This window comes from Rubritalea marina DSM 17716, from assembly GCF_000378105.1.
In the GTDB taxonomy this organism is placed as follows: Bacteria; Verrucomicrobiota; Verrucomicrobiia; order Verrucomicrobiales; family Akkermansiaceae; genus Rubritalea; species Rubritalea marina.
The window spans coordinates 116,027-137,249 of record NZ_KB899248.1 but is presented as its reverse complement, the minus strand read 5'-3'; the positions used below and the strand labels follow the sequence as shown (position 1 = coordinate 137,249).

Genomic DNA, 21,223 nt, shown 5'->3' with positions numbered 1-21,223 from the left:
TACTTTACTTTTCTTAAGCACAACAACACCTTCGACACCATGAAGACATACCAAGATTTAGCCAAACTCCTCCAACAGCGGTTAGATGTGATTGGTGATGAAAAGCTGCGTACGGAGTCACCCGAAGAACAACTCAAGCAACTCCAACAGGTGAGTGAAGCCATTGACACTTGGAAGGCTCAGCATTTGAAATCATGCCCTAAGCAATTACAGCATTACCTCGTGCAATACAGTTTGGTGAAAGCGCTGGACTTTTTGCGCGATGAAGGCTTGCTCTAGCTCTGGTTCAAGTGAGGCGCCAGCGTCGCCTCAAATCGATTGAAAAGAGCCTTGCGCCAGTAAGAACCCAACAGTAACCTGCACCAGCTTCACCGTGAATACTGATTCGAATCACTATATTTTAGGAATCATTCCAGCGCGATGGGCCTCCACTCGTTTCCCCGGAAAGCCGCTTCATCCAATCGCCGGCAAGGCGTTGATTCAGCGTGTCTGGGAACGTTGTGCCGAGTGCTCCATGCTGGATAAAATTGTCGTCGCTACTGATGACGAGCGTATTCTAGCTTTTTGTCAGCAAATGGGTGCTGAAGTGGTCATGACCTCAGCTGACCACCCCACTGGTACCGACCGCATTGCAGAAGCTGCTGCACAATTCCCACAAGCCACCCACCTCATCAATATCCAAGGTGACGAACCATTGATTGCACCAAGCCTCATCGATGAACTAGCGCAGGCGATGGTTGATGATCCAGCACTGGAAATGGCAACTGCGGCGAACCCGATCGATGATGCAGATTTGATGCAGGACCCCAACGTTGTGAAATGTGTACTCAAACAGAACCATGAGGCACTCTACTTCTCCCGCTCACCACTCCCCTACAAACGCTCCAGTAGCCCTGAACTTGTTTGCTTCCGCCACAAAGGCATCTACGCATACAACAAAAACTTTCTTAACCAATTCGTGCAGTGGCCACCATCGCCGCTAGAGTTGGCTGAATCCCTCGAGCAGCTGCGTGCGCTCGAAAACAATGCCCGCATCAAAGTCATTATTACCGATGACCTTTCTGGCGGCATTGATACCCCTGAACAAGCTGCAGAGCTTGAACACGTACTCCTATCACAATCTAATTCATAATCTCAATTCCATCTCACATGGCGCATCCTACTAAATATATTTTTGTTACCGGAGGGGTAGTATCCTCACTCGGTAAAGGTCTAGCAGCAGCATCCTTGGGCACCCTGCTCGAGCACCGTGGCCTCGACGTTCTCATTCAAAAGTTTGATCCCTACCTCAATGTTGACCCAGGCACCATGTCGCCATACCAACACGGCGAAGTTTACGTTCTAGCTGATGGCGCGGAGACTGACCTCGACCTGGGTCACTACGAACGCTTCACCAACTGCGAGTGCTCCAGCCTCAACAATATCACCTCTGGCCAAGTATTTGAAAATGTGATCAAGAACGAGCGCAGTGGCAAGTACCTTGGTAAGACCGTGCAGTTCATTCCGCATTGTACCGACATCATCAAAGACCGCATCCGCGAAGTCACCCTCAAGAGCGACGCCGATGTGATCATCACCGAAATTGGCGGTACCACCGGCGATATCGAAGGACACCTTTTCCTCGAAGCCCTGCGCCAGTTCTCACTCGAAGTTGGCCGCGACAACGTCTGCTTCATCCACGTTACTTTACTGCCTTACATCGCTGCTGCGGGAGAAATTAAGACCAAACCAACTCAGCAATCCGTCGCCAAACTCCGTGAAATTGGTATCGTGCCAGACATCATTGTCTGCCGCACCGAGCACGACCTTGATGAAGACAACCGCGCCAAAATCGCGATGTTCTGTAACGTTGAGGCAAAAAACGTGGTCGCCTTCCGCGATGTGAAGCACACCATTTACGAATGCCCACTCGACCTCCGTCGCGACAAGCTCGACCGCCTCGTAAGCGACCGCCTGGGACTCGAATCCGAGACACCAGACCTCGAGCAATGGCGCCACTTTGTCGATCGCGTCATCAACCCAACGCATGAGGTCACTATTGCCGTGGTTGGAAAGTACATTGAACTTCAAGACGCCTACAAATCGATCTACGAATCTCTCGTGCATGCGGGGGCCAAGCACGATACCCGCGTGAATGTCATTCGCGTGGATGCCGGCCAGATCGAAGAAGAAGGGCCAGCTACTCAACTCAAAGATGTCGACGGCATACTCATCCCTGGTGGATTTGGTGATCGAGGCACCGAGGGGAAAATCCGTTCGGCGCAATTTGCCCGTGAGAATGGCGTGCCATACTTCGGCATCTGCCTCGGCATGCAAATCGCCACCATTGAGTTCGCGCGCAACGTCTGCAAACTAGACGGAGCAACATCCACGGAATTCGACAAAAACACGCCTCACCCTGTAATCTCACTCCAAGAGGAACAAGAAAATGTCACCACTATGGGAGCCTCGATGCGCCTCGGCTCATCCGAATCCGTGGTCTACAAAGACACCAAGGCATTTGAACTCTACGGTGAGGAAAGCATCACGGAACGCCACCGCCATCGCTATGAGTTTAATCCAGCCTACCGCGAACAAATCGAATCTGCTGGCCTGAAAATCAGCTCCGTTTCTGCAGACCATGGACTTGTTGAAATCGTGGAAATCCAAAACCACCCATTCTATATCGGTGCCCAGTTCCACCCAGAATTTCAATCAAAGCCGAACAAACCACACCCGATCTTCGCTGGTTTCGTAGAAGCAGCACTCGCTAAAAAGAATAGCTAGTCACAAAGATCGTTTTCATCATTAATGACGCATTATCCCGTGAGTATCGAAGCAAAAATTCAAGAGCTCGGTTATGAGCTTCCAGACGTACCAGCACCAGCTGGCTCCTACCTCAATTACACCCGCAGTGGCAACCTTCTATTTCTAGCCGGGGGCATCCCCCCTCTCGAAGACCAATGGATGGGGAAAGTACCCACAGACACCTCGATTGAAACCGCACAGCAAGCGGCCCGATTGGTGACTCTGAATCGCCTCGCCGTAGTCAAGGACGCCGTGGGATCACTCGACAAGGTAAGGCAAATTGTTACCGTCAATGGCTTTGTAAATTCTGAGCAAGATTTCTACGCTCATCCAAGCGTGATCAATGGCTGCTCTGACCTATTGGTTGAAATATTCGGAGACAAAGGCAAGCACTCACGCACCGCATGCGGTGTGGCAGCACTGCCACTTAACGTCTCAGTTGAAATCAACATGGTCGTCGAGGTCGAGGCATAATTGCTTCCTCACCATCCATACTGTCACTCTATTCTTCCCTCAATGCGTCTCGTACAAGAGACGCATTTTTTATGCCTTTGAATCAGCAGAACATGCATGAAAGCTCTCGGATTGCTCGGTATTGTCACATCCAGCATGTGATAACATTAATATCTCATTAAGATACACCACACCTTAATACTTGATAGAAATGAAATGCTTCAGTATCACGGGAAGATCCACTCATGATTCAGCACCTTCACGCCAAACAAGTTCGGGCACTCGCCTTGATGCTTGTTTCATTCCTGATCAGCTCCCTATCTCTATTGGCTGAATCTTTCGTGATCCCCGACACCAATATCAGCTTAAGCTACGAAATCGATTCAGGGGAGATCACCATCACAGACTGCAATGAAGATGCCACTGGTGACCTCGTTCTCCCTAGCCACCTTCCTGATGAAGCCAGTGGGCACCCCGTAACAGCCATCGGCAATGAAGCCTTCCGTCATTGCGCCTCACTCTCGAGCGTCACTCTGCCTGACACCCTCATCCACATTGGGGAATTCGCCTTCAACAACTGCGAAGGAATAACAGCGTTCACCCTCCCTGATAGCCTTGAAAGCATTGATCGTTACGCATTTTACCGGTGCTCCTCCCTAGAAACTATAATGCTCCCGCCAGAGCTCAAAACACTCGAGCAGGGGCTACTCGGCGAGTGCTTCGACTTGCGCTCTATCACGATTCCCGAAGGTCTACTGAGCATCAATCATTACGTTTTCTATCAATGTTCCTCACTAGAATCTATTACCTTACCCGATTCTCTTACTAGCATTGGAGACTTGGCCTTCGGTTCCTGCACGGCACTGCTCTCACTACACCTTCCTACAAAGGTGAACAGCATAGGAGATCGCCTCCTTTCTGGCTGCTCATCAGCAACTTTCATTAGTATCGCTGCTGGTAACAGCAACTTCCAAGTGATTGATGGCGTCCTCCTGAATGCTGACGCCTCCTCTCTATTACAATTCCCCCCCGGAAAACCCGGCACCTACACCGTACCCAACTCAGTCACTACCATTGTGGAGGATGCCATTTCTCAATGCAGCCAGCTCACAAGCATTTCCATTCCCGACAGTGTCACCAGCATCGGTGATGAAGCTCTGAAAGGCTGCTCCAAATTGGAAACCGTCACGATCGGGAACGGTGTCAAACAGATCAACTACGGCACCTTCCAATATTGTCCTTCACTCAAAAACGTTAGCTTTGGCAACCAATTAGAAAGCATCGGTGCATACGCCTTTCGGCAATGCACTGATCTAGAATCCATCACACTCCCTAATTCAGTTCTATCGATTGACCAAGGAGCCTTCATATCATGCACATCGCTGGAATCAATCCACCTAGGTACTGGGCTGGAGACCATGGATAACGAGGTATTCGCAGCGTGCACTTCACTCGATGGAATCATCCTACCAGATGGGCTACTTAGCATTGGAGCATCAGCATTTCAGTCATGTTCGAAGCTGAGTGCCATCATCTTACCAGATTCACTCTCGACTCTAGGGGAATATGCGTTCCACCAATGCTCTTCATTACTCAGCGTACAGTTTGGCACGGACTTGAGTCAGATTCAGCAGTACACCTTCCAAGACTGCACGAAGCTGAGTAGCATTCTGATCCCAGGTAATGTCGAGAGTATCGGCCTTGGTGCGTTTGCCAATTGTTCGTCTTTGACTCGAGTGACTCTCGAAGAAGGGGTACTCACCTTGAGTGACTCCTCGTTCTTTGGGTGCTCAGCACTGCACAGTATCACATTACCCGCGAGCCTAGATACTCTGGGATTTGGCGTTTTTCGCGAGTGCTCCAACTTGGTTTCTATACATTTCCTAGGCAACGCTCCAAGCTCGATCACCGGCAGCAGTATTTTCCAATTTCTCGATCCAAAACCCAGCGGTTTTGCCATTTACTATGCTGATGATGCAACGGGTTTCGACAACGCGTGGGCAGACAACTACAAGACCGTCGCTCTCGACCTCCAGAGCACCTTGCCAATCATCAACACCAATCACCGACTCGAATTCACCCATGACGGTAGCTCTATCAGCATCACCAGCTGCAACAATGATGCGCTCGGCGACCTTATCATTCCGTCATCTCTGTCGCTCAGCGGCGAAACCTTCCCCGTTACCACCATAGCCGCAGAAGCCTTCAGTCATTGTTCAGAACTGACAAGCATCTCGATACCTGACAGTGTCACGTCCATTGGCCTAGGAGCCGTGTCACCGTGCGAATCTCTCGAAGAAGTTATCTTGTTAGGCGCGCACACACACTACCAAACCCAAGATGGTATTCTACTCGACTTCTCAGGCTCCACTCTCATCGGTTACCCGGGAGCCAAAGCCGGTAACTATATTGTCCCCACTTCTGTCACAAGCATTGGAAAAAATGCATTCTATCAAGCACAAGCACTCACGGCGGTGACACTCCCTAGTGGGCTCACGAGCCTCGGAGCCAATGCGTTCAGGGATTGCGATTTACTGACAAGCATCTCCCTTCCTGCTATCATCAACCAGATTGGCGACTGTGCATTTCGAGGCTGCAGCAATCTGAGTACAGTGAGCTTTCATGGAGACGTCAAAGTCATTGGAGATCAAGCATTTTACCAATGCTATCAGTTAGGCTCGATCGCCTTGCCAAACGGGCTTGAATCTCTTGGTTCTCAAGCTTTTTATGAATGCACTAAACTGGTGTCTGCTGACCTCGGCAGTTCGCTAGTGGCCATCGCCGATGCATTGTTCTACCAATGTGCAAAACTCTCCAGCATCACAATACCCGACTCAGCACTCAGCATTGGAGACCAAGCATTTTATCAATGTGATGCTCTCAGTGCAGTGACCATTGGGAATGGAGTCACCAGTGTCGGCGAAGAAGCATTCTACGATTGCACTGAGATCCTCACATTATCTCTCGGCAACTCGATCAACTCGATTGGTAATTCCGCATTCAGAAACTGTGCCTCAATTGAGATAATCACCTTGCCTGACAGCACTGAAAGTGTGGGTCCCTACGCTTTCAGCTATTGCCAACAAGCTCATACAATCCATCTCAATGAAGGCCTACTGAGTATCGGGGTAAATGCATTTTCTAGCTGTAATGCCATCACAAGTCTCACCATTCCAGATAGCACCACGAGCTTAGGGGACTCAGCCTTCGCCAATTGCCAACAACTCGCCAGTCTCAGCCTGGGTAGCCAAGTCAGTAGCATAGGCGAATTTTTTGTGAACCGCTGTGACAAACTCACTTCGATCTCCGTGGACGCGAGTAACACCACATATTCCAGCCTCAATAGCGCACTCTACACCAAAGATGGCGCAACCCTCCTCACATTCCCCCATGGGATCTCAGGAGACTATGTCGTTGCTGATGGCACCCAAAACATAGGCCCTAGTGCCTTCAGAAATGCCCCACTACTGAGCTCTATCACCTTCCCAAGTGGATTGAAAGCCATCGAATCATTTGCGCTATCGAATTGCCCAATCTTAGCATCGATTTCCTTCCCAGCGACCCTCGAGGACATTGAGTATGCCGCCTTCTATAACTGTCCATCAATCAAACACATCGAACTCCCCAGCTCCCTAGTGGATCTCGGAGACTACGCCTTCTATTATTGCCAGGCTCTAAGTAGCTCATTGTTTCTAGGAAACGCCCCCAGCACAGTGGGCAATCAACCCTTTGGAAATAGCGCAAGTGACTTCAACATCTACCGCTATACCGGCTCTACCGGCTTCGACCACTCTAATTTCAGCAGCTTCAGCATAGTAGCAATCGATGCCCTGACCCACCCCCATGCACCATGGCTACTGAAACACCAGCAAGCCTACGACTCCGACCTCCGCAGTGATCCAAATAATGACGGTAAGGCGCTGCTTCTGGCATACGCACTCAATATCCACCCAGACCTCCTGGCTCAAACAATGCCTCAAGCAAGACTCGAAGCCGACACCCTATCGATCACCTATTATGCAGCCCAAGCTGGCATGACATACACCGTAGAACGCAGTACCGACCTCATCCATTGGTTCAGCACCTCGATCACTCACTCGACTCTAGACTCTGACGGAATGCGTACATCGAGCACTGCCAAGGATGGCGGCACCCCCAAACAGTATCTTAGAATCACGATCTCCGAGGAATGAACTAAAAAAATGATGCCACGCAACGCTCAAATAAAGGCTCAGCCGGCGCTTCAATCATCAGCTCTTCACCAGTCACTGGGTGCTGTATTTTCAGGCTCTTAGCTTGCAGCATCATGCGCGACTGCAAGCCCAATAAGTCACTCAGTTGATTTGATCGTTCAATACCTGCATAGCGATAATCTCCAACAATAGGCAACTCACAATCCAATAGATGCCGACGTATTTGATGAAATCGGCCAGTGTGTGGTTCAGCTTCTACCAAACTCAATCCCCCAGCCGCCTCCCCAAAAATCGGCTCCAATGCCGCCACTCGCTCGCTCGCCAACACGCGAAAGCTCGTATGCGCTTCGCGCAGCGGGGCTAGCTCTTCTTTCTGTATCGGTGCACGGCATTCCCACTCAGCAGCAGCAGGCTGCCCCTGTACCACCGCCCAATACTTTTTCTCGAAGTCATGCGCCTCAAGCGCCAAATGCAAACTCCGCGCGACCGAGCGATCAATCCCCAAAAGCAACACACCAGACGTTGGGCGATCCAGCCTGTGGATCGTATACACTCGCTGACCAATCTGGTCTCTAACGATTTTCATCGTCACCAAATCATCGGCAGCAGGCTCCCTCGCAGGATGCACCAAATGTCCAGCTGGCTTATTGACAGCGACCAAATAAGGATCTCGATAGAGAATCTCGATAGGCTCAACCATAGAATCAAAGCCGGCTAAATCGCCAGGCATCAGAGATCGAGCTTCTTCTTGATCACTTTCAGGTCCTGATAAATCTGCGGCAACCGCGCCACCATCACCATAGACTTGCGCTCATCTTTAGCCAGTCGAGGAGGCATCCCCATGTACATGGCATCACCGTCAAGAGACTTAGTCGCTCCAGTGCGACCAAGCAAGATTGCTTTATCTCCAATCTTGATGTGGCCAGCCACACCAGATTGCGCTGCAATGGTTACGTAGTTGCCAATTTCTGCACTACCTGCAATCCCAGTCTGAGCCACAACCAAACTATGTTTCCCGATTTTCACGTTGTGGGCAATCTGTACTAAGTTATCCACTTTACTTCCCTCACCGACCACTGTTTTCCCAAACCGTGCGCGATCAATTGTCGTATTTGCTCCTATCTCTACATCGTCTTCCAAGACCACAATACCGACCTGATCCACTTTCTCGTGCTTGCCATCGACAAACTCATAGCCGTATCCATCAGATCCGATCACACACCCTGGCTGCAAAATCACCCGTTCACCGAGCTCACAATATTCGCGGATCGTCACATTGGCATGCACGGTAGAATGAGCTCCAATCTTCACGCCCACACCGACACTCACGCCCGCATTGAGTTCCACACCATCTCCTAAAATCGCGCCACTCTCCACAATGGCACCTGCCTTGATCGATACCTTTTCGGGGTTGAACTGCACATCATCTGCCACCCATGCCGCTGGGTGCACACCAGGCGCGAATGTTCGTGTCAGTTGGTTCACCATCTTCACGATTTGGCCGAAAGCAAAAGAAGGGTTTTCGATTTCAAGAATGGCCACACCCTCTGGGTATTGCTCAACAATCTGTGGCACAAAAACCAAACCAGCCTTCGTATCGAGATAATCTTGGTAGTATTTTTCGTTCCCCAAAAATGAAACATCCTCAGCACTTGCTTCATCCAGTGAGGCCACCCCACTAAACACCTCAGCACTCCCTTTAGACACCAATCGAGCGCCTGTCTTCTCAATAATTTCGGCTAATTTTAGTTCCACCCAGCCAGTATGCACCCAGATCATCACTTGTCACCCAAAGATTCACTGTGGATCCACATACTTCGTGAGCATAAATTAGACGTGATGCCTGATATTACGCTTCAAATGACCAAGAGGATCTGACATAGATGAATCCCATGTCAGGCATCAAGTTCAAGCGCGGTAACGAAAAGCTACTCAAGATTTTAGATGGTGCATCCGAGCACCTCTGCGGACTGCTTGAAAAGCAAGGAAGACCAGACGGCGCGCTCCGTATCGCCGTCGTCGGAGGTGGCTGCTCAGGCCTCCAGTACAAAATGGACCTCGTCGACGGACCACGCGATCGAGACATCCTAATCGCCAGCAATTCAGTCAATGTCGTGATCGACCCCAAGAGCGCACTCTTTGTTGCTGGGAGTGAACTAGACTACTCCAGCGACCTCCAACAAGGTGGATTCAAGGTAACCAACCCGAACGCCCAAGTCACCTGCTCCTGTGGAGAAAGCTTTGCCGCATAAACCATCAGAACCATGAAGACATACCTCCCAGTATCACTCGCCATCCTCAGCCTCGCCTCCTGCACACAAACTGTGAGTCACCCATATGGCTCCAATAGCAAATACCCGCAAGCCTCGTGGCACGGTTCTAGTAACTCACAAGTCGTCAGCCCTTACGCCCCTCACAATCTCATTGATGTCCGAGGCCTCAAGCCTGGCCACCATGCCTATGACCCATCCACAGCGGGCATGGTCGATGGGAAGCCAGAGATGAGTAAGGCAAAGATATTTTTGATGCCAAGGCATGCGCAACAGGACTAGATCCACACCAAGCTCACGATGTGGCTTCGAACACTTTGCCTATTGGTAGCGTTCCTCCAAGCTAGGGGCTTCAATTTGCTCGATTCTATCGACATGAAGTAATGGACGCTTGAGCCCCCCTACCATCTCGTAGCTTAAAGAGCCTGCCACTTCCACCCAAGCTCCGGCCTCGAACTGTGGGAGCTCACCACTGAATTCAAGACCCATTGGCACTGCTTTCATATCAGCAGCACAGCATGTCATAAACATCCGGAACAAGCGCATGCGCTTGCCATCACCTTGATGCTTCGTTTCAGCCTTGATCTGACCACTTGTTTCAAAATCAAGCCCGCTGAACACCCTCTCAAGCTCAGGATCTCCCGCCGAATAAAACAACTCTAGAAGGTTCATCTCAAAGTACCCATCCACCGACTTCTGACGCGTTTGCTCTAAAGTCTCTTTAGTGAATGGGGGGAGGTCTACCAAAAATTTCATCTTTGAAGGATCGGCGTCAATATCCGCCTGCTTCTCCAAGTGGCTTGCCGCCACCTCATGCTTGGTGAAAATCAAACACAACACCAAGGGCACCACGATAAAGAATAGGGCCGAAAATGGGCTCACTCCCGCTTCCTCATGGTTGTGCCCACAGCCATCCTCATTCCCCCCCTGTCGACAGCATACTAAATTGAAGACTCCCAAGACGGTGGCTACCAGTCCTCCCAGCAGAATCGCCAGATGAAACGACTCCTTCACATAAGCGATCAAGAAGTCAGCTTGATAAAAATACAGAAGAAACCCACCAAGCACGATGGTACACATCGCATAAACAGCACGTTGCAACACTAGCATAGCCCCTCCTTACCCTGATCAAAAGCCTCATAAGATAAGCTTGTATCCATCTGCCCCCATAACAAACAAAGCAGCGCTACCAAAAGAAACAAAGCGATGGAAAAAACCAACAAAAACCGACGATTCATCAGAGTCTGATACAAGAAGAGCAACTTCACATCCAACATCGGCCCAAACACCATGAACGCCATCTTCGAAACATACGCAAAACCACCCAAGGAGGCAGCCAAAAAGGCATCAGATGTACTGCACACACTCAATAAAAACGCCAGACCCATCAACAACAAGGTACCTTTGATCTCAGATGCTGCGTAAGCCTGTAACTCATCATGGAAATCAACATACGCTAAATTGAACAAGGTAGTAAGAATCACTCCCACAGAGAAATACACTGCCACCTCAATAAAATCCTTCATCCCATAGCGCAGGGCCTTCAACACCCTAGGCACTTCATCCTCGTGGTGATCGTGTCCACATGCATGATGCTCATCCCCGTGACCGTGAACATGGCCACAACCATCTTGATGTTCGTGATCACAGCCGTGCTCATGCTGCCCATCTCCCCCGTGCCCAGCAGCATCACCATCATGCTCACCTCGTAGGACTCCACGCTTCAACACCCAATGCGCCGGCAGACGCAGCATGAGCAAGCCCACGATGATCGCCACCAGATAGCCTAAGCCCATGCGCGACCACATGATCATCCATGCTCCCTGCCCCTGAAATGCAGTCCATGTGCTGAACATCGTGATGCCATTCACTATAGGAGCCGCCAACATGTAGGTGAACGCACAGCCCAAAGGCAATCCCTTGCCCAATAATCGACGAATAACCGGAACAACCGCACACTCACAAACTGGTAGAATCACACCAAGTAAACCACTCACCAATACCGCTAATACCCGGTTCCTCGGCAGAAAACGCTCAAAACTCCGGGCAGGCACATACACATCTATGAACCCACTCAGTACGGTGCCCAACAATATATATGGTAAGCCTTCAATAAAGAGACTCAAAAAGAAATAGGCAAACGTGCTCTCAGAATATCCCTCCATTACCAATCAAATTCAAACACAGCTATACACAGCTCATTGATCTCCAGTCAACTACTCCCTCACTTTTGCGTATAATCATAAAACCTACACTTTTTCAACCCAACAATCTACTTAATTCACCTATCAGTAGAATTTTTTTCATTTTTTTATACTTGATAGAATTCATTAGGCTGTCGCAAAAAATCTACCCAACACGTGTAAACCCCTGATAAATCAGGACAAATAGAACACATCTAACATATAAGGGTATTCAAATTTCTATAACACGCTTATTTTCAAACGTTCGTACAACAGCCTCTAATTTGACAATTTTGTCATATAGTGGTCTAATGTTAGGTCAACAACAACCACCCCACGAAATATTATGAAATCAAAAAAGAACTTAACTCGATTCACATACGAAACCACAGCCTTCCAGGGCTGGAGATTATGCCTAAGTCGTTCAGGCTCTACATTCACCAAGTATTTCTCTGATAAGAAGTACGGCGGTCCACGTAAAGCATTGAAAGCAGCCGAAGAATGCCTTTCTGAACTCAAAGACTTGGTAGACAACTCACGCCGCGTCAACGGCAAGTTGAGCCAAGCTACTTTGAAAAAAGCAAAGAAAATCACGGATGCAGCATAAGCTGTTTTCCCCCCAAGGATAACAAGACACCTCAAAAGCCACTCAAGGATTACAACCTTTGGGTGGCTTTTACTTTTTAGGCCAAGCACTCTACATCTGTGCTCGAACGACGGAGTAGCATAAGTAGATGAGGCAGAGCAAAATGCCTTCCCAACGCTTGATCTTCATACTGGACCACATGAAAGCGAAAATGCCTACGGTGAAACCCAACATAACTAATTTGTCTAGCATCTCGATTTCCCCTTCAGCGATCGGCTTGACCATCGCGGTGATTCCAATCACGGCCAGCAAGTTGAAGATGCAGGAACCAATGGCATTGCCGACAATCAAGTCTCCCTCACCCTTACGCACTGCAACGATCGAAGTGGCTAACTCCGGAAGCGATGTTCCGAAAGCGAAAAGAAACAAGGCGATGATGGCATCATCCACTCCGAAATATCGCGCCACATAATCCCCGCCTCGCACCAAAAAATCAGAGCCAAACTTAAGGACAGCGAGGCCAAGAAGAATAAAAAAGATGTTGGTCCACACCTCTTTCGCGCCGCCAGTCTTAGCCGCAACAATGTCTTCCTCTGCGAGTTCACCGAAATCATCCTCACTCTCCTCCTTGCGCGATTGTATGATGCTCACCACCGTATAAGCGACCACCCCGAGAAAGAGTATGCCCCCCTCGAAACGCGATACCATCCCATTGTGCAACATCCCGATAAACAGCAGGCTCACCACCACCAAGATCGGCATCTCTTTACGTACGATTTGTTTGTGTATCACTACCGGCCGCATGATCGCTGCAATCCCCAAGATCAGACCAATATTACAAATATTGGAGCCGATCACATTCCCTAAGGCGACGTCCGGTTGGTTATCAGCATTCGCTTCCAAACATACCAGTAATTCTGGAGCACTCGTGCCAAAGGCTACCACGGTGAGACCCACCACCAAGGGGGAAATCCCCACCATCAGAGCAATGCGAGCTGCACCACGAACCAACCACTCAGCACCGAAGAATAAGGCCACGAGGCCACCAACAATAAAGGCAATATTGAGAGAGAGATCCACGGCCATGACGATGCCTAGCAGAGCATGACTGCACAATCATAATCGATGGTAAGATTTATAAAAATCGTTGTTCTCAAGCAGCCCTGGCTTTGCTAAACCCTGCGCATGCCTCGCAATCATAAAATTTCCGTTCTCGCCGGTGACGGTATCGGCCCCGAAGTCATGGAGCAAGCACTCCGCGTACTCGACGCAGTTTCTACCACATTCGATTTCCAAATAGAAAAGCAAGAAGCTCTCGTTGGAGGGGCTGCCATCGATGCGCATGGGTGCCCGCTTCCTGAAAGTACTGTCAAAACCTGTGAAGCATCTGCTGCCATCCTCTTTGGATCTGTTGGCGGACCGAAATGGGAACACCTCGCTCCAGACGATCAGCCAGAGCGCGGCGCCCTTCTCCCGATCCGCAAGCACTTCAACCTCTACGCCAACCTACGTCCCGGCGTCTGCCTTCCTGCTCTCAAGCACGCTTCCCCTGTCAAAAACGAGCTCATCCCGAACGGCTTTGACGTACTCTGCGTCCGTGAACTCACCGGCGGCATTTACTTCGGCCAGCCAAAAGGTAGAGACAACAACGTGGAAAACCCGACAGCACACGACACCATGGTCTACAGCAAACATGAAATTGAGCGCATCTGTCGTGTGGCTTTCACTGCAGCGATGGCCCGCGACAAACGCCTTTGCTCGGTAGACAAAGCGAACGTACTCCAATGTTCTATTCTTTGGCGTGAAGTCGCTACCGAGGTGGCTAAGGACTTTCCTGAAGTGGAATTATCGCACCTCTATGTCGACAATGCTGCGATGCAGCTCATCAAACAACCAGACGCATTCGATGTCTTGGTGACAGGCAACCTCTTTGGCGATATCCTCTCTGACGAAATGGCTATGATTTCAGGATCGCTTGGCATGCTGCCATCTGCGTCCCTAGGCAATAAGAAGGAAGATGGCCTCTACTTCGGAATGTACGAACCATCTGGTGGCTCCGCTCCAGATATCGCCGGTCAAGGTATCGCCAACCCAATCGCTCAAATCCTATCATGCTCGATGATGCTACGCTACTCACTGGGCGAATTCGAAGCTGCCGACGCCATCGACGCTGCCGTCAACACGGCGATTGATCAAGGCCTCCGCACAGGCGATCTATTCACTGGAGATCCTTCTGAAAAGAAGGTCAGCACAGCCGAAATGGGCGACGCCATTGTTGCGGCCATCGCCGGCTGATCAACACAAGCTAGTATTAAGCTACCTATTTCTATATGCGCGTGCCCTTGGGTACGCGCATTTTTTATGCATCCACGCCAAGCCTAAATCGCTGGAGATGCCCCCCCTCTAGGATCATCCTAGTCCTCATCACCCATGGAGATACCAATAGCACGCGCAGTCGTCACCACTTCACCATGTGGATCCACTGTGCGCAACTGGTGCACCGCCTTGGCAATTGTCACCGAACTGACCTGATACGATTGATAACTCACCATCCGGCCAAATTGTTTCTCTTTGGCCAGCTCGATCGCTTTCACGCCGAATCTAGCTCCTAGAATACGGTCTAGACTTGTTGGCTCACCACCACGCTGCAGGTGCCCCAAAGTACAGGCTCGAGTTTCTTTCCCAGTCATTTTAGCGATGCGCTCAGCGACCACTTCACCAATACCTCCAAAACGCACACTCTTCCCTACCGTGGACTTCGTGATCTGATCACCCTCAGGTAAGTGCGCCCCCTCAGCCACCACAATCATGGTGCTGTAGAACCCTTTCTCTTCCCGCTCTTTAATTTTCTTAGCCACCTTCTCAAAATCAAATTCAATCTCGGGTATCAACACGATATTGGCACCACCTGCGACCCCCCCCCACAGAGCGATCCAACCCGCTGAACGCCCCATCACTTCCACCACCATCACACGCTTATGGCTCACCGCCGTTGTGTGAAGACGATCCAGTGCATCAACCACACAGGAAACGGCACTATCAAACCCGAATGTCATCGCGGTCGCTTGAAGATCATTATCAATGGTTTTCGGGACACCAATTACCGGAATACCTTCATTGTAGAGATGCAACGCAGTACTCAAAGTACCGTCTCCGCCCACCACAATCAACGCTTCTATTTCAAGCTCCTTCATTGTTGCCTTGGTCTCAGTGACCAGGGTCTGGGCAATGTCTTTAATATCCTCCACTCCCACTTTCTTAACGAAGTGGTTCTTGTTGGTTGTCCCTAAAATCGTACCACCCAACTTCATAATCCCAATCGTATCGATAGGATTTAAAATCACATGCTCACCACCATCCAAGAGCCCTTCAAAGCCGTCGCGAAAGCCAACCACCTCCATATTCAACTTCGATGCAGCCCCTACGACGCCGTGAATCACAGCATTAAGCCCTGGACAATCACCCCCGCTGTTCAGAATTCCGATGCGCATGTTCGAACCATAACAAAGAGATACAGCAATGCAAAAAAGTTCATTACATATTTTTAGTCACTTTTCGGCATTCTAGAACATTCACAAGTTATTCACAATCGGCTGTATCTATTGCATAGCTTGAGCACATCAGTAAATTCGTCCCGATTTCACATCGCTCAGAACATCTAATCAGATCAAAAAAACGTGTATATTACGGAACAATTTTCATTTGTCCACATCGAAAACACACAATAACACCATCAAGATGAAGCACTTAAGCATGAGTGATATTCATCCCTCAAAAGAGCTCTCTGCCATATAGAAATAAGGTTTCAGCACACAACCCTTCATTTATCCTAAAAATTAATGAATAAAAAATCGTCAAATCTTTCAGATCTATTCTCAAGTTATTCACAAAGACTCGCAATACATTTGATGCTTCGATTTCTCCATCAAAAGCAGAATCCACCTAAGACCTTGAACAAGGCTCAGTAGGACACACTTTGCACAAGTTATTCACAATACAATCTGCTGTCTCGAGTATTGCCCATTGCATGAACTGCATGAGCTTCCCACGCAAACGCCTCATCAAAGAATCAGTCTCTACGATTTAGAACAGGCGACACAAAAGCCTCTAATTCAGCTTTCAAGAGACAATTTAAAATTAATAAAAATTTAAATCGCATGCATCTATCCATCAAGCGACAGGCATGAGGAACTATTTAGAACCTTGATAGATAGGCGCTGAGAACATCCATCCACACTTATTTCCAAGTTATTCACATTCATTTAATCTAGCAGTTATAGAACTTGCGGATTGAATGAAAGGAATTTCTATGAGTACAAATGGTACATGCAATCAGTTCACTTTGAACAAGCCATCGCAAACATCCTCAAGCGAGAGCCCAGCTTCTCAAAGGATGCCTACTTCTTTCTCAAAGAAGCCCTGGATCGCACCGTGACTGAACGCCAGAAAGACGACCCATACGCCGTCCAGCACGTCACAGCTCAGGAGCTCCTCGTTGGCTTCCGTGACTTTGCTCTCGAAGAATTTGGCCCCATGGCATCTACCTTGCTCGCCGAGTGGGGTATTCAATCAAGCGCCGATATCGGCACCATGGTCTTCGGGCTCATCGAAGAAGGTGTCTTTGGTAAGCAAGACAGCGACGAACGAAGTGACTTCAACGAAGGCTTCGATTTCCACGAGAGCTTTGTGGCTCCATTCTTGCCTAAATCACAGAACGCCTAGGCCCCGATTCAGCGATACTTTTCTGTTGCAATCCACTCAAGGCAGCCGTACCTTCCCCGCCACGGCAACACACAAAGTGCAATATGCCGATTGCTCGAAGCCACTGGCTGAGAACTTTCGGGGGCGTTTTGGTTTCGACTGGATGTTGGAAGGACTTGCTGCATGTAGAGGTTGATCGGCTGGCCTCTTAAAAAGCCGTTCAAAACAAATAATTGCAGACTCTAACGAGCTCGCACTTGCTGCTTAATTGACAGCAACGCCGCCGCCCAGACGTCCTCTACGGGCCGCCGCGACACAATTGAGGAATCGCTTGAGAGTCGGGTTTCCGGGCTCAATGGTTAAATATTACAGGGAAATCGGTTTGAGTAAGCTGCTGGTAGACTAGCTCATTCCTAAACACATTCTACCTGCTAAACATGTAGACGCTTGCCTGAAAGGCATTTAGGACAGGGGTTCAACTCCCCTCGCCTCCACCACCTTAAAAAAGCTCAGATCCACCCGATCTGAGCTTTTTTTATGAATCTATTTAACGTCTCCGGCTCCCCACTGACTTGCGCTTGTTACTGCTTGGCGTAGTAAGCCCGGAACTTGTGTTGCTCTGCCCGCTTGTTGAGTTCGCGGGCTGGTATGTACGTCGCATCGACTGACGCTGCTCGTCCTCTGCCTGTTGTTGCACCTGAGGGTCTGCGTAACGCATCGGCAACACAGAAGCGCCACTTTGCATATCAGTCACAAGCTGTGAAGCCTCAGCATTCTCTTGCTGCAACCCCATCAAATCCACGCGACCATTCACAATACGAGGCTGGATGAAAATAACCAATTCCTCACGGATCACGTCTTTCTGTACTGAGGAGAACAAACGCTTCAGACCTGGCACATGCATCAAGAAGGGCACCCCAGTCTCAGAGGATTCATTACGCTCCGTGATCAAGCCTCCTAGCACGATCGTCTCGCCATTTGGCACCGTCACTGTTGTGACAATACTCTCTTGTCCAATCGTAGGGATGTCATTGCCATCGATATTTGTATTTCCAATGATGTTGTTGTTGACGAAGGAAATTTGAAGCGTGACCTCGTTGTGTGAATTAACCAATGGAATCACTTCAAGCTCTAGCAAGATATCACGGAAAGCAATGTTGGTAGACTGTGACCCATTCACTCCCGATCCACCCTGGGTGAATGTGTTGGTCGGTACTGCCACTTGCTGACCTGAGGACAAAACCGCGCGACGGTTGTTCGTGGTGAAGACTGTTGGTCGTGCCATCAAATGAAACTTTCCAGTGTTTTCCATAGCACGCAAGGTCGCTGAAAAGTGACGCCCAATCTGACCGTAAATCGAGAGACCCGAAGTGTCAGGAAACGACGCTATCGTATCCAAACTTAATGGATCTGTGAGCACGGGATAACCAGTCCGGTTCTGACCAGCCGCTCCAAAATCACCAGAAATTTGCTGGTAGGTCCGCGCGAAGTCGACACCAAAATCCAGTGTATCACCAATATTGTAACGACCAAAAATGGCGGTAATTTGCACCTGTTCAGTCACCACATCCATCTCATTGATCAAGTCTTTGAGTACCTTAATCGACTGTGGAGGACCCTTCACAATGAGGGTGTTGTTGCTATTATCTGCTACCAACAAAGTCTTGCCGATGATGATGGACTCCGGGCCATCGACGCGATTTGTCGACTCAAGGTTGCCTCCTGCATTGTTCTGGGAGAATGAGCCATTGGCACTTACTTGCCCACGGTTCTGCCCAGTAGTGATGCGTGCATTGCTATTGGTGCGTGGTGAGTTTGCTCCATTGCTAGTCTGCACTGACACCTGAGTGATCGCGCTCTCAGCAATGTTTAGAAACTCCGAAACCGAGAGGAACTTCAGCTTCTGCTTGTAAAAGTTTCGCTCATCCAAGGGAGAATCAAAGCCAAGCACTAAGCTCTCCGCCACCTCTACATCTATCGGACGGCCAATCAAAAAGATGCGATTGGTACGAATGTCGGCAATCACTTGCACCCCACTCTCACTATTACCTGAATTACTAGAGCGGTTATTGCTGGTGTTGCGATTACGGTTATTGTTGTTGTTATTCGTGCCGCGATTGTTGTTCACGTTGCTTCTAGGAGCTGTCCTCGCAGTAGTTCCCGACGATACTTGACGGTTCTGCTGGCTACTGTAGTCCATGATCGTACGCACGTGTTCTGCAGTCTCATCTGCGTCAGCATGCTGCAAAGGAATCCACTTCTGGGTCGAAAGCTCCTGCGGGATATCGATGCGCTGCTTGATGGCTATCAATGTTCGAACGAGCTGCGAGTTTTCAGTGATGATCAAGGCGTTGGCATTAGGCACTGGTACAATCGAACCGTGAGCATCCAACTGAGAAATGACGCCAGTAAAAATGCTCATGGCCTCCTCGGGCTGAATATTCTCCAAACCCATCACATAACTGACAAGCTCCTCTGTATCAGGAAGCAACGTCGGATCCGACACCAACGGGTAGCCACCTGCCTTGCGCACGCTAGGAGCCACCAGCAATTTCACCTCATTGGGTCCACTCGGCACAAATACCAAACCTTCCAAGAAACATGTCTTCACCAAGAGATCGGCTGCCTCAGCATAAGTCAGAGGCGCTTGTTGCACAAAACTGATCTCCAAAGCCTGCGCGGCCTTGGTCACGATCACGCGCTTACCAGTCACCTTACGGTAGAACATCGCGATACTTTCTCCATCCATCAGCGGCTCCTGGATGTCATTCTTGATCATCGTATTAGGATCAACCAATACTGGATCGGGAGCTTTGACTCCCGGCGCGAGTGGCTCTCGCTGGGCAGAGACCGCCCCAAGCATGCCTATCGCTAGGCCAAAGGCGATCATCGGTTGAATATTGGTGAATGTGTTCATGGTTGGATCTGGGTGCAGCGGAAAATGACTTACTGGCTCGGAAGTGTCCTACGGACGCGTGGGCGGCGTACGTTCTTGGTATTCTGAGGTGATGTATTGGCTTCGTTTTCTGCTTGGTTGGTAGCCGGCTGCTCGAGCCCGGGCTTCGGACGTGTTGGAATTTTTGGTACAGCCGAGACAATCGAGCTGCTGCGTTTCTTTTTGAGGTCTGCCTCGTTGTAGCCCACCGTCACCTTGCGGCCATTGACCATAAGGTCCACAGTGGTTTGAAAGAGATCACTCGTGTTCTGGTTCACTCGAAGCAAACGAATACCATCGTTATTTGTTTGCTTCTTCTCGTAGACTCGGATGCGCTGCTTTGGCTGCTTCATATCAACGAGAGTCACTCTCCAGCCATCATCAAAGCGCGACACCCCTCTCAAGGTGAAATTCTTATTAATTGGTGGCGACACGATGGGTGCAATATCGACCTTTTGCACCTTGAATGGCGAGTTTTCCAGCAAGCCGTCAAAGTCATTGATCTGCGGGTCCACGGGAACTTGGGCCATGGCTGAAACCACCGCAGAAGTCATCGTCAATGTGAGAAGTCGTAACATCATTCAATATCTATCAACCATTGCTCCGTACCCAACGTACATGTCAGCAAGCCGCTCGCTCTATCTTTAGGATCAGCTTTCAGCTTGATACTCGTCACAGCACGAAACTCACTCGGTTTGTGCACCTTCACCAACCAACGATAGAGCTGGGACTCACCAGCCTCAGCCTCAAGTTGAATCTTACAACGCTGAAACTTCCCACCCAAATCTTTCTGTGGGCTGAGCTCAGGCTTCGTCGGCACAATCGACTGGTCAGCCGCTGAGTTCGACAAAAATTCGAGCAACTGCGATTGTTGTTGCTCAAAATCAATCGGCTCAGGCTCATGGTCGGCAACCCATTGCATTTCATCAGCAATCACCTTCTTCACATTATCGCTATTCTTGTATTGGCCGATACGGCTCTCCAAGCTTGAAATCGTGGACTTCTTTTTGGCGTATGATTGCATGATTGCCTGAGCCACCCAGACGTGCGCCAGAATAGCAACCAGCACACCGACTGCCACCATTAATCTCTTTTCACGTTGGGTTGCTGCCATC

19 protein-coding genes and 1 other RNA gene are annotated in these 21,223 nt (G+C 49.6%); 11 read left to right on the top strand and 9 right to left on the bottom strand.

What is annotated here, in order from left to right; translation table 11 throughout:
• The first annotated feature begins 39 nt into the window (after nt 1-39).
• The 5 genes from F454_RS0101965 (at nt 40) to F454_RS0101945 (ending at nt 7,433) form a co-directional block, all read left to right on the top strand.
• Complete coding sequence (locus F454_RS0101965; RefSeq protein WP_018968940.1) at nt 40-279, top strand: hypothetical protein; 240 nt, start codon at nt 40-42, stop codon at nt 277-279.
• Nucleotides 280-373: 94 nt separating this feature from the next.
• The gene (gene kdsB, locus F454_RS0101960; RefSeq protein WP_026292644.1) at nt 374-1,132 is read left to right on the top strand and encodes a 3-deoxy-manno-octulosonate cytidylyltransferase; all 759 of its coding nucleotides are present in this window, start codon (nt 374-376) and stop codon (nt 1,130-1,132) included.
• Nucleotides 1,133-1,149: 17 nt separating this feature from the next.
• A complete protein-coding gene (gene pyrG / locus F454_RS0101955) occupies nt 1,150-2,766 on the top strand; it encodes a CTP synthase (protein ID WP_018968938.1) in 1,617 nt (538 codons plus the stop codon).
• A gap of 24 nt (nt 2,767-2,790) precedes the next feature.
• Nucleotides 2,791-3,261, top strand: coding sequence for a RidA family protein (locus tag F454_RS0101950; protein WP_018968937.1), 471 nt, complete (start codon nt 2,791-2,793; stop codon nt 3,259-3,261).
• Nucleotides 3,262-3,485: 224 nt separating this feature from the next.
• Nucleotides 3,486-7,433 carry a leucine-rich repeat domain-containing protein gene (locus F454_RS0101945; RefSeq protein ID WP_018968936.1) on the top strand — a complete coding sequence of 1,316 codons (3,948 nt, stop codon included), beginning with the start codon at nt 3,486-3,488 and terminating at the stop codon, nt 7,431-7,433.
• Between the two features lies 1 nt (nt 7,434).
• On the opposite strand, the gene F454_RS13835 is transcribed toward F454_RS0101945, so the two are convergent.
• Nucleotides 7,435-8,163, bottom strand: a complete 729-nt coding sequence (locus F454_RS13835) for an RluA family pseudouridine synthase (protein ID WP_018968935.1) — start codon at nt 8,161-8,163, stop codon at nt 7,435-7,437.
• Nucleotides 8,163-9,188, bottom strand: a complete 1,026-nt coding sequence (gene lpxD, locus F454_RS0101935) for a UDP-3-O-(3-hydroxymyristoyl)glucosamine N-acyltransferase (RefSeq protein ID WP_169334290.1) — start codon at nt 9,186-9,188, stop codon at nt 8,163-8,165. Before lpxD ends, F454_RS13835 begins: the two co-directional genes overlap by 1 nt.
• Nucleotides 9,189-9,325: 137 nt before the next feature.
• Between lpxD and F454_RS0101930 the strand changes: the two genes are divergently transcribed.
• On the top strand, nt 9,326-9,685 hold the full coding sequence (locus F454_RS0101930; RefSeq protein WP_018968933.1) for a HesB/IscA family protein: 360 nt from the start codon (nt 9,326-9,328) through the stop codon (nt 9,683-9,685).
• A 12-nt stretch (nt 9,686-9,697) separates the two neighbouring features.
• The gene (locus tag F454_RS0101925) at nt 9,698-9,985 is read left to right on the top strand and encodes a hypothetical protein (protein WP_018968932.1); all 288 of its coding nucleotides are present in this window, start codon (nt 9,698-9,700) and stop codon (nt 9,983-9,985) included.
• Nucleotides 9,986-10,024: 39 nt separating this feature from the next.
• Here F454_RS0101925 and F454_RS0101920 read toward each other — a convergent pair whose 3' ends face one another.
• Together F454_RS0101920 and F454_RS15460 are read right to left on the bottom strand one after the other, a co-directional pair.
• The gene (locus tag F454_RS0101920) at nt 10,025-10,813 is read right to left on the bottom strand and encodes a TIGR03943 family putative permease subunit (RefSeq protein ID WP_018968931.1); all 789 of its coding nucleotides are present in this window, start codon (nt 10,811-10,813) and stop codon (nt 10,025-10,027) included.
• Nucleotides 10,807-11,868, bottom strand: a complete 1,062-nt coding sequence (locus F454_RS15460; protein ID WP_018968930.1) for a permease — start codon at nt 11,866-11,868, stop codon at nt 10,807-10,809. The genes F454_RS0101920 and F454_RS15460 overlap by 7 nt, the downstream gene beginning before the upstream one ends.
• A gap of 364 nt (nt 11,869-12,232) precedes the next feature.
• Between F454_RS15460 and F454_RS0101910 the strand changes: the two genes are divergently transcribed.
• Nucleotides 12,233-12,493, top strand: coding sequence for a hypothetical protein (locus tag F454_RS0101910; protein WP_018968929.1), 261 nt, complete (start codon nt 12,233-12,235; stop codon nt 12,491-12,493).
• A 90-nt stretch (nt 12,494-12,583) separates the two neighbouring features.
• On the opposite strand, the gene F454_RS0101905 is transcribed toward F454_RS0101910, so the two are convergent.
• Nucleotides 12,584-13,558: a calcium/sodium antiporter gene (locus F454_RS0101905; RefSeq protein WP_018968928.1), complete on the bottom strand. Its 975-nt coding sequence runs from the start codon at nt 13,556-13,558 to the stop codon at nt 12,584-12,586.
• 99 nt (nt 13,559-13,657) lie between these two features.
• Here F454_RS0101905 and leuB point away from each other — a divergent pair, with 99 nt between their 5' ends.
• Nucleotides 13,658-14,767 (top strand): 3-isopropylmalate dehydrogenase, encoded by a 1,110-nt coding sequence (gene leuB, locus F454_RS0101900; RefSeq protein WP_018968927.1) that lies wholly within the window; start codon nt 13,658-13,660, stop codon nt 14,765-14,767.
• 119 nt (nt 14,768-14,886) lie between these two features.
• Here the strand turns inward: leuB and F454_RS0101895 are convergent, their stop codons facing one another.
• Nucleotides 14,887-15,963, bottom strand: a complete 1,077-nt coding sequence (locus F454_RS0101895; RefSeq protein ID WP_018968926.1) for a 6-phosphofructokinase — start codon at nt 15,961-15,963, stop codon at nt 14,887-14,889.
• A gap of 835 nt (nt 15,964-16,798) precedes the next feature.
• Between F454_RS0101895 and F454_RS0101890 the strand changes: the two genes are divergently transcribed.
• The gene (locus F454_RS0101890) at nt 16,799-17,194 is read left to right on the top strand and encodes a Minf_1886 family protein (protein WP_018968925.1); all 396 of its coding nucleotides are present in this window, start codon (nt 16,799-16,801) and stop codon (nt 17,192-17,194) included.
• 119 nt (nt 17,195-17,313) lie between these two features.
• Nucleotides 17,314-17,670, top strand: a transfer-messenger RNA (tmRNA) gene (gene ssrA, locus F454_RS16035).
• Nucleotides 17,671-17,720: 50 nt separating this feature from the next.
• On the opposite strand, the gene F454_RS0101885 is transcribed toward ssrA, so the two are convergent.
• From F454_RS0101885 to F454_RS0101875, 3 genes are read right to left on the bottom strand one after another with little or no spacing between them, the layout of a single operon-like run.
• The gene (locus F454_RS0101885) at nt 17,721-20,090 is read right to left on the bottom strand and encodes a secretin N-terminal domain-containing protein (protein ID WP_018968924.1); all 2,370 of its coding nucleotides are present in this window, start codon (nt 20,088-20,090) and stop codon (nt 17,721-17,723) included.
• Nucleotides 20,091-20,119: 29 nt separating this feature from the next.
• Nucleotides 20,120-20,638, bottom strand: a complete 519-nt coding sequence (locus F454_RS0101880) for a hypothetical protein (RefSeq protein WP_205618978.1) — start codon at nt 20,636-20,638, stop codon at nt 20,120-20,122.
• A gap of 47 nt (nt 20,639-20,685) precedes the next feature.
• Complete coding sequence (locus F454_RS0101875; RefSeq protein ID WP_156817087.1) at nt 20,686-21,222, bottom strand: hypothetical protein; 537 nt, start codon at nt 21,220-21,222, stop codon at nt 20,686-20,688.
• Nucleotide 21,223: the final 1 nt, after the last annotated feature.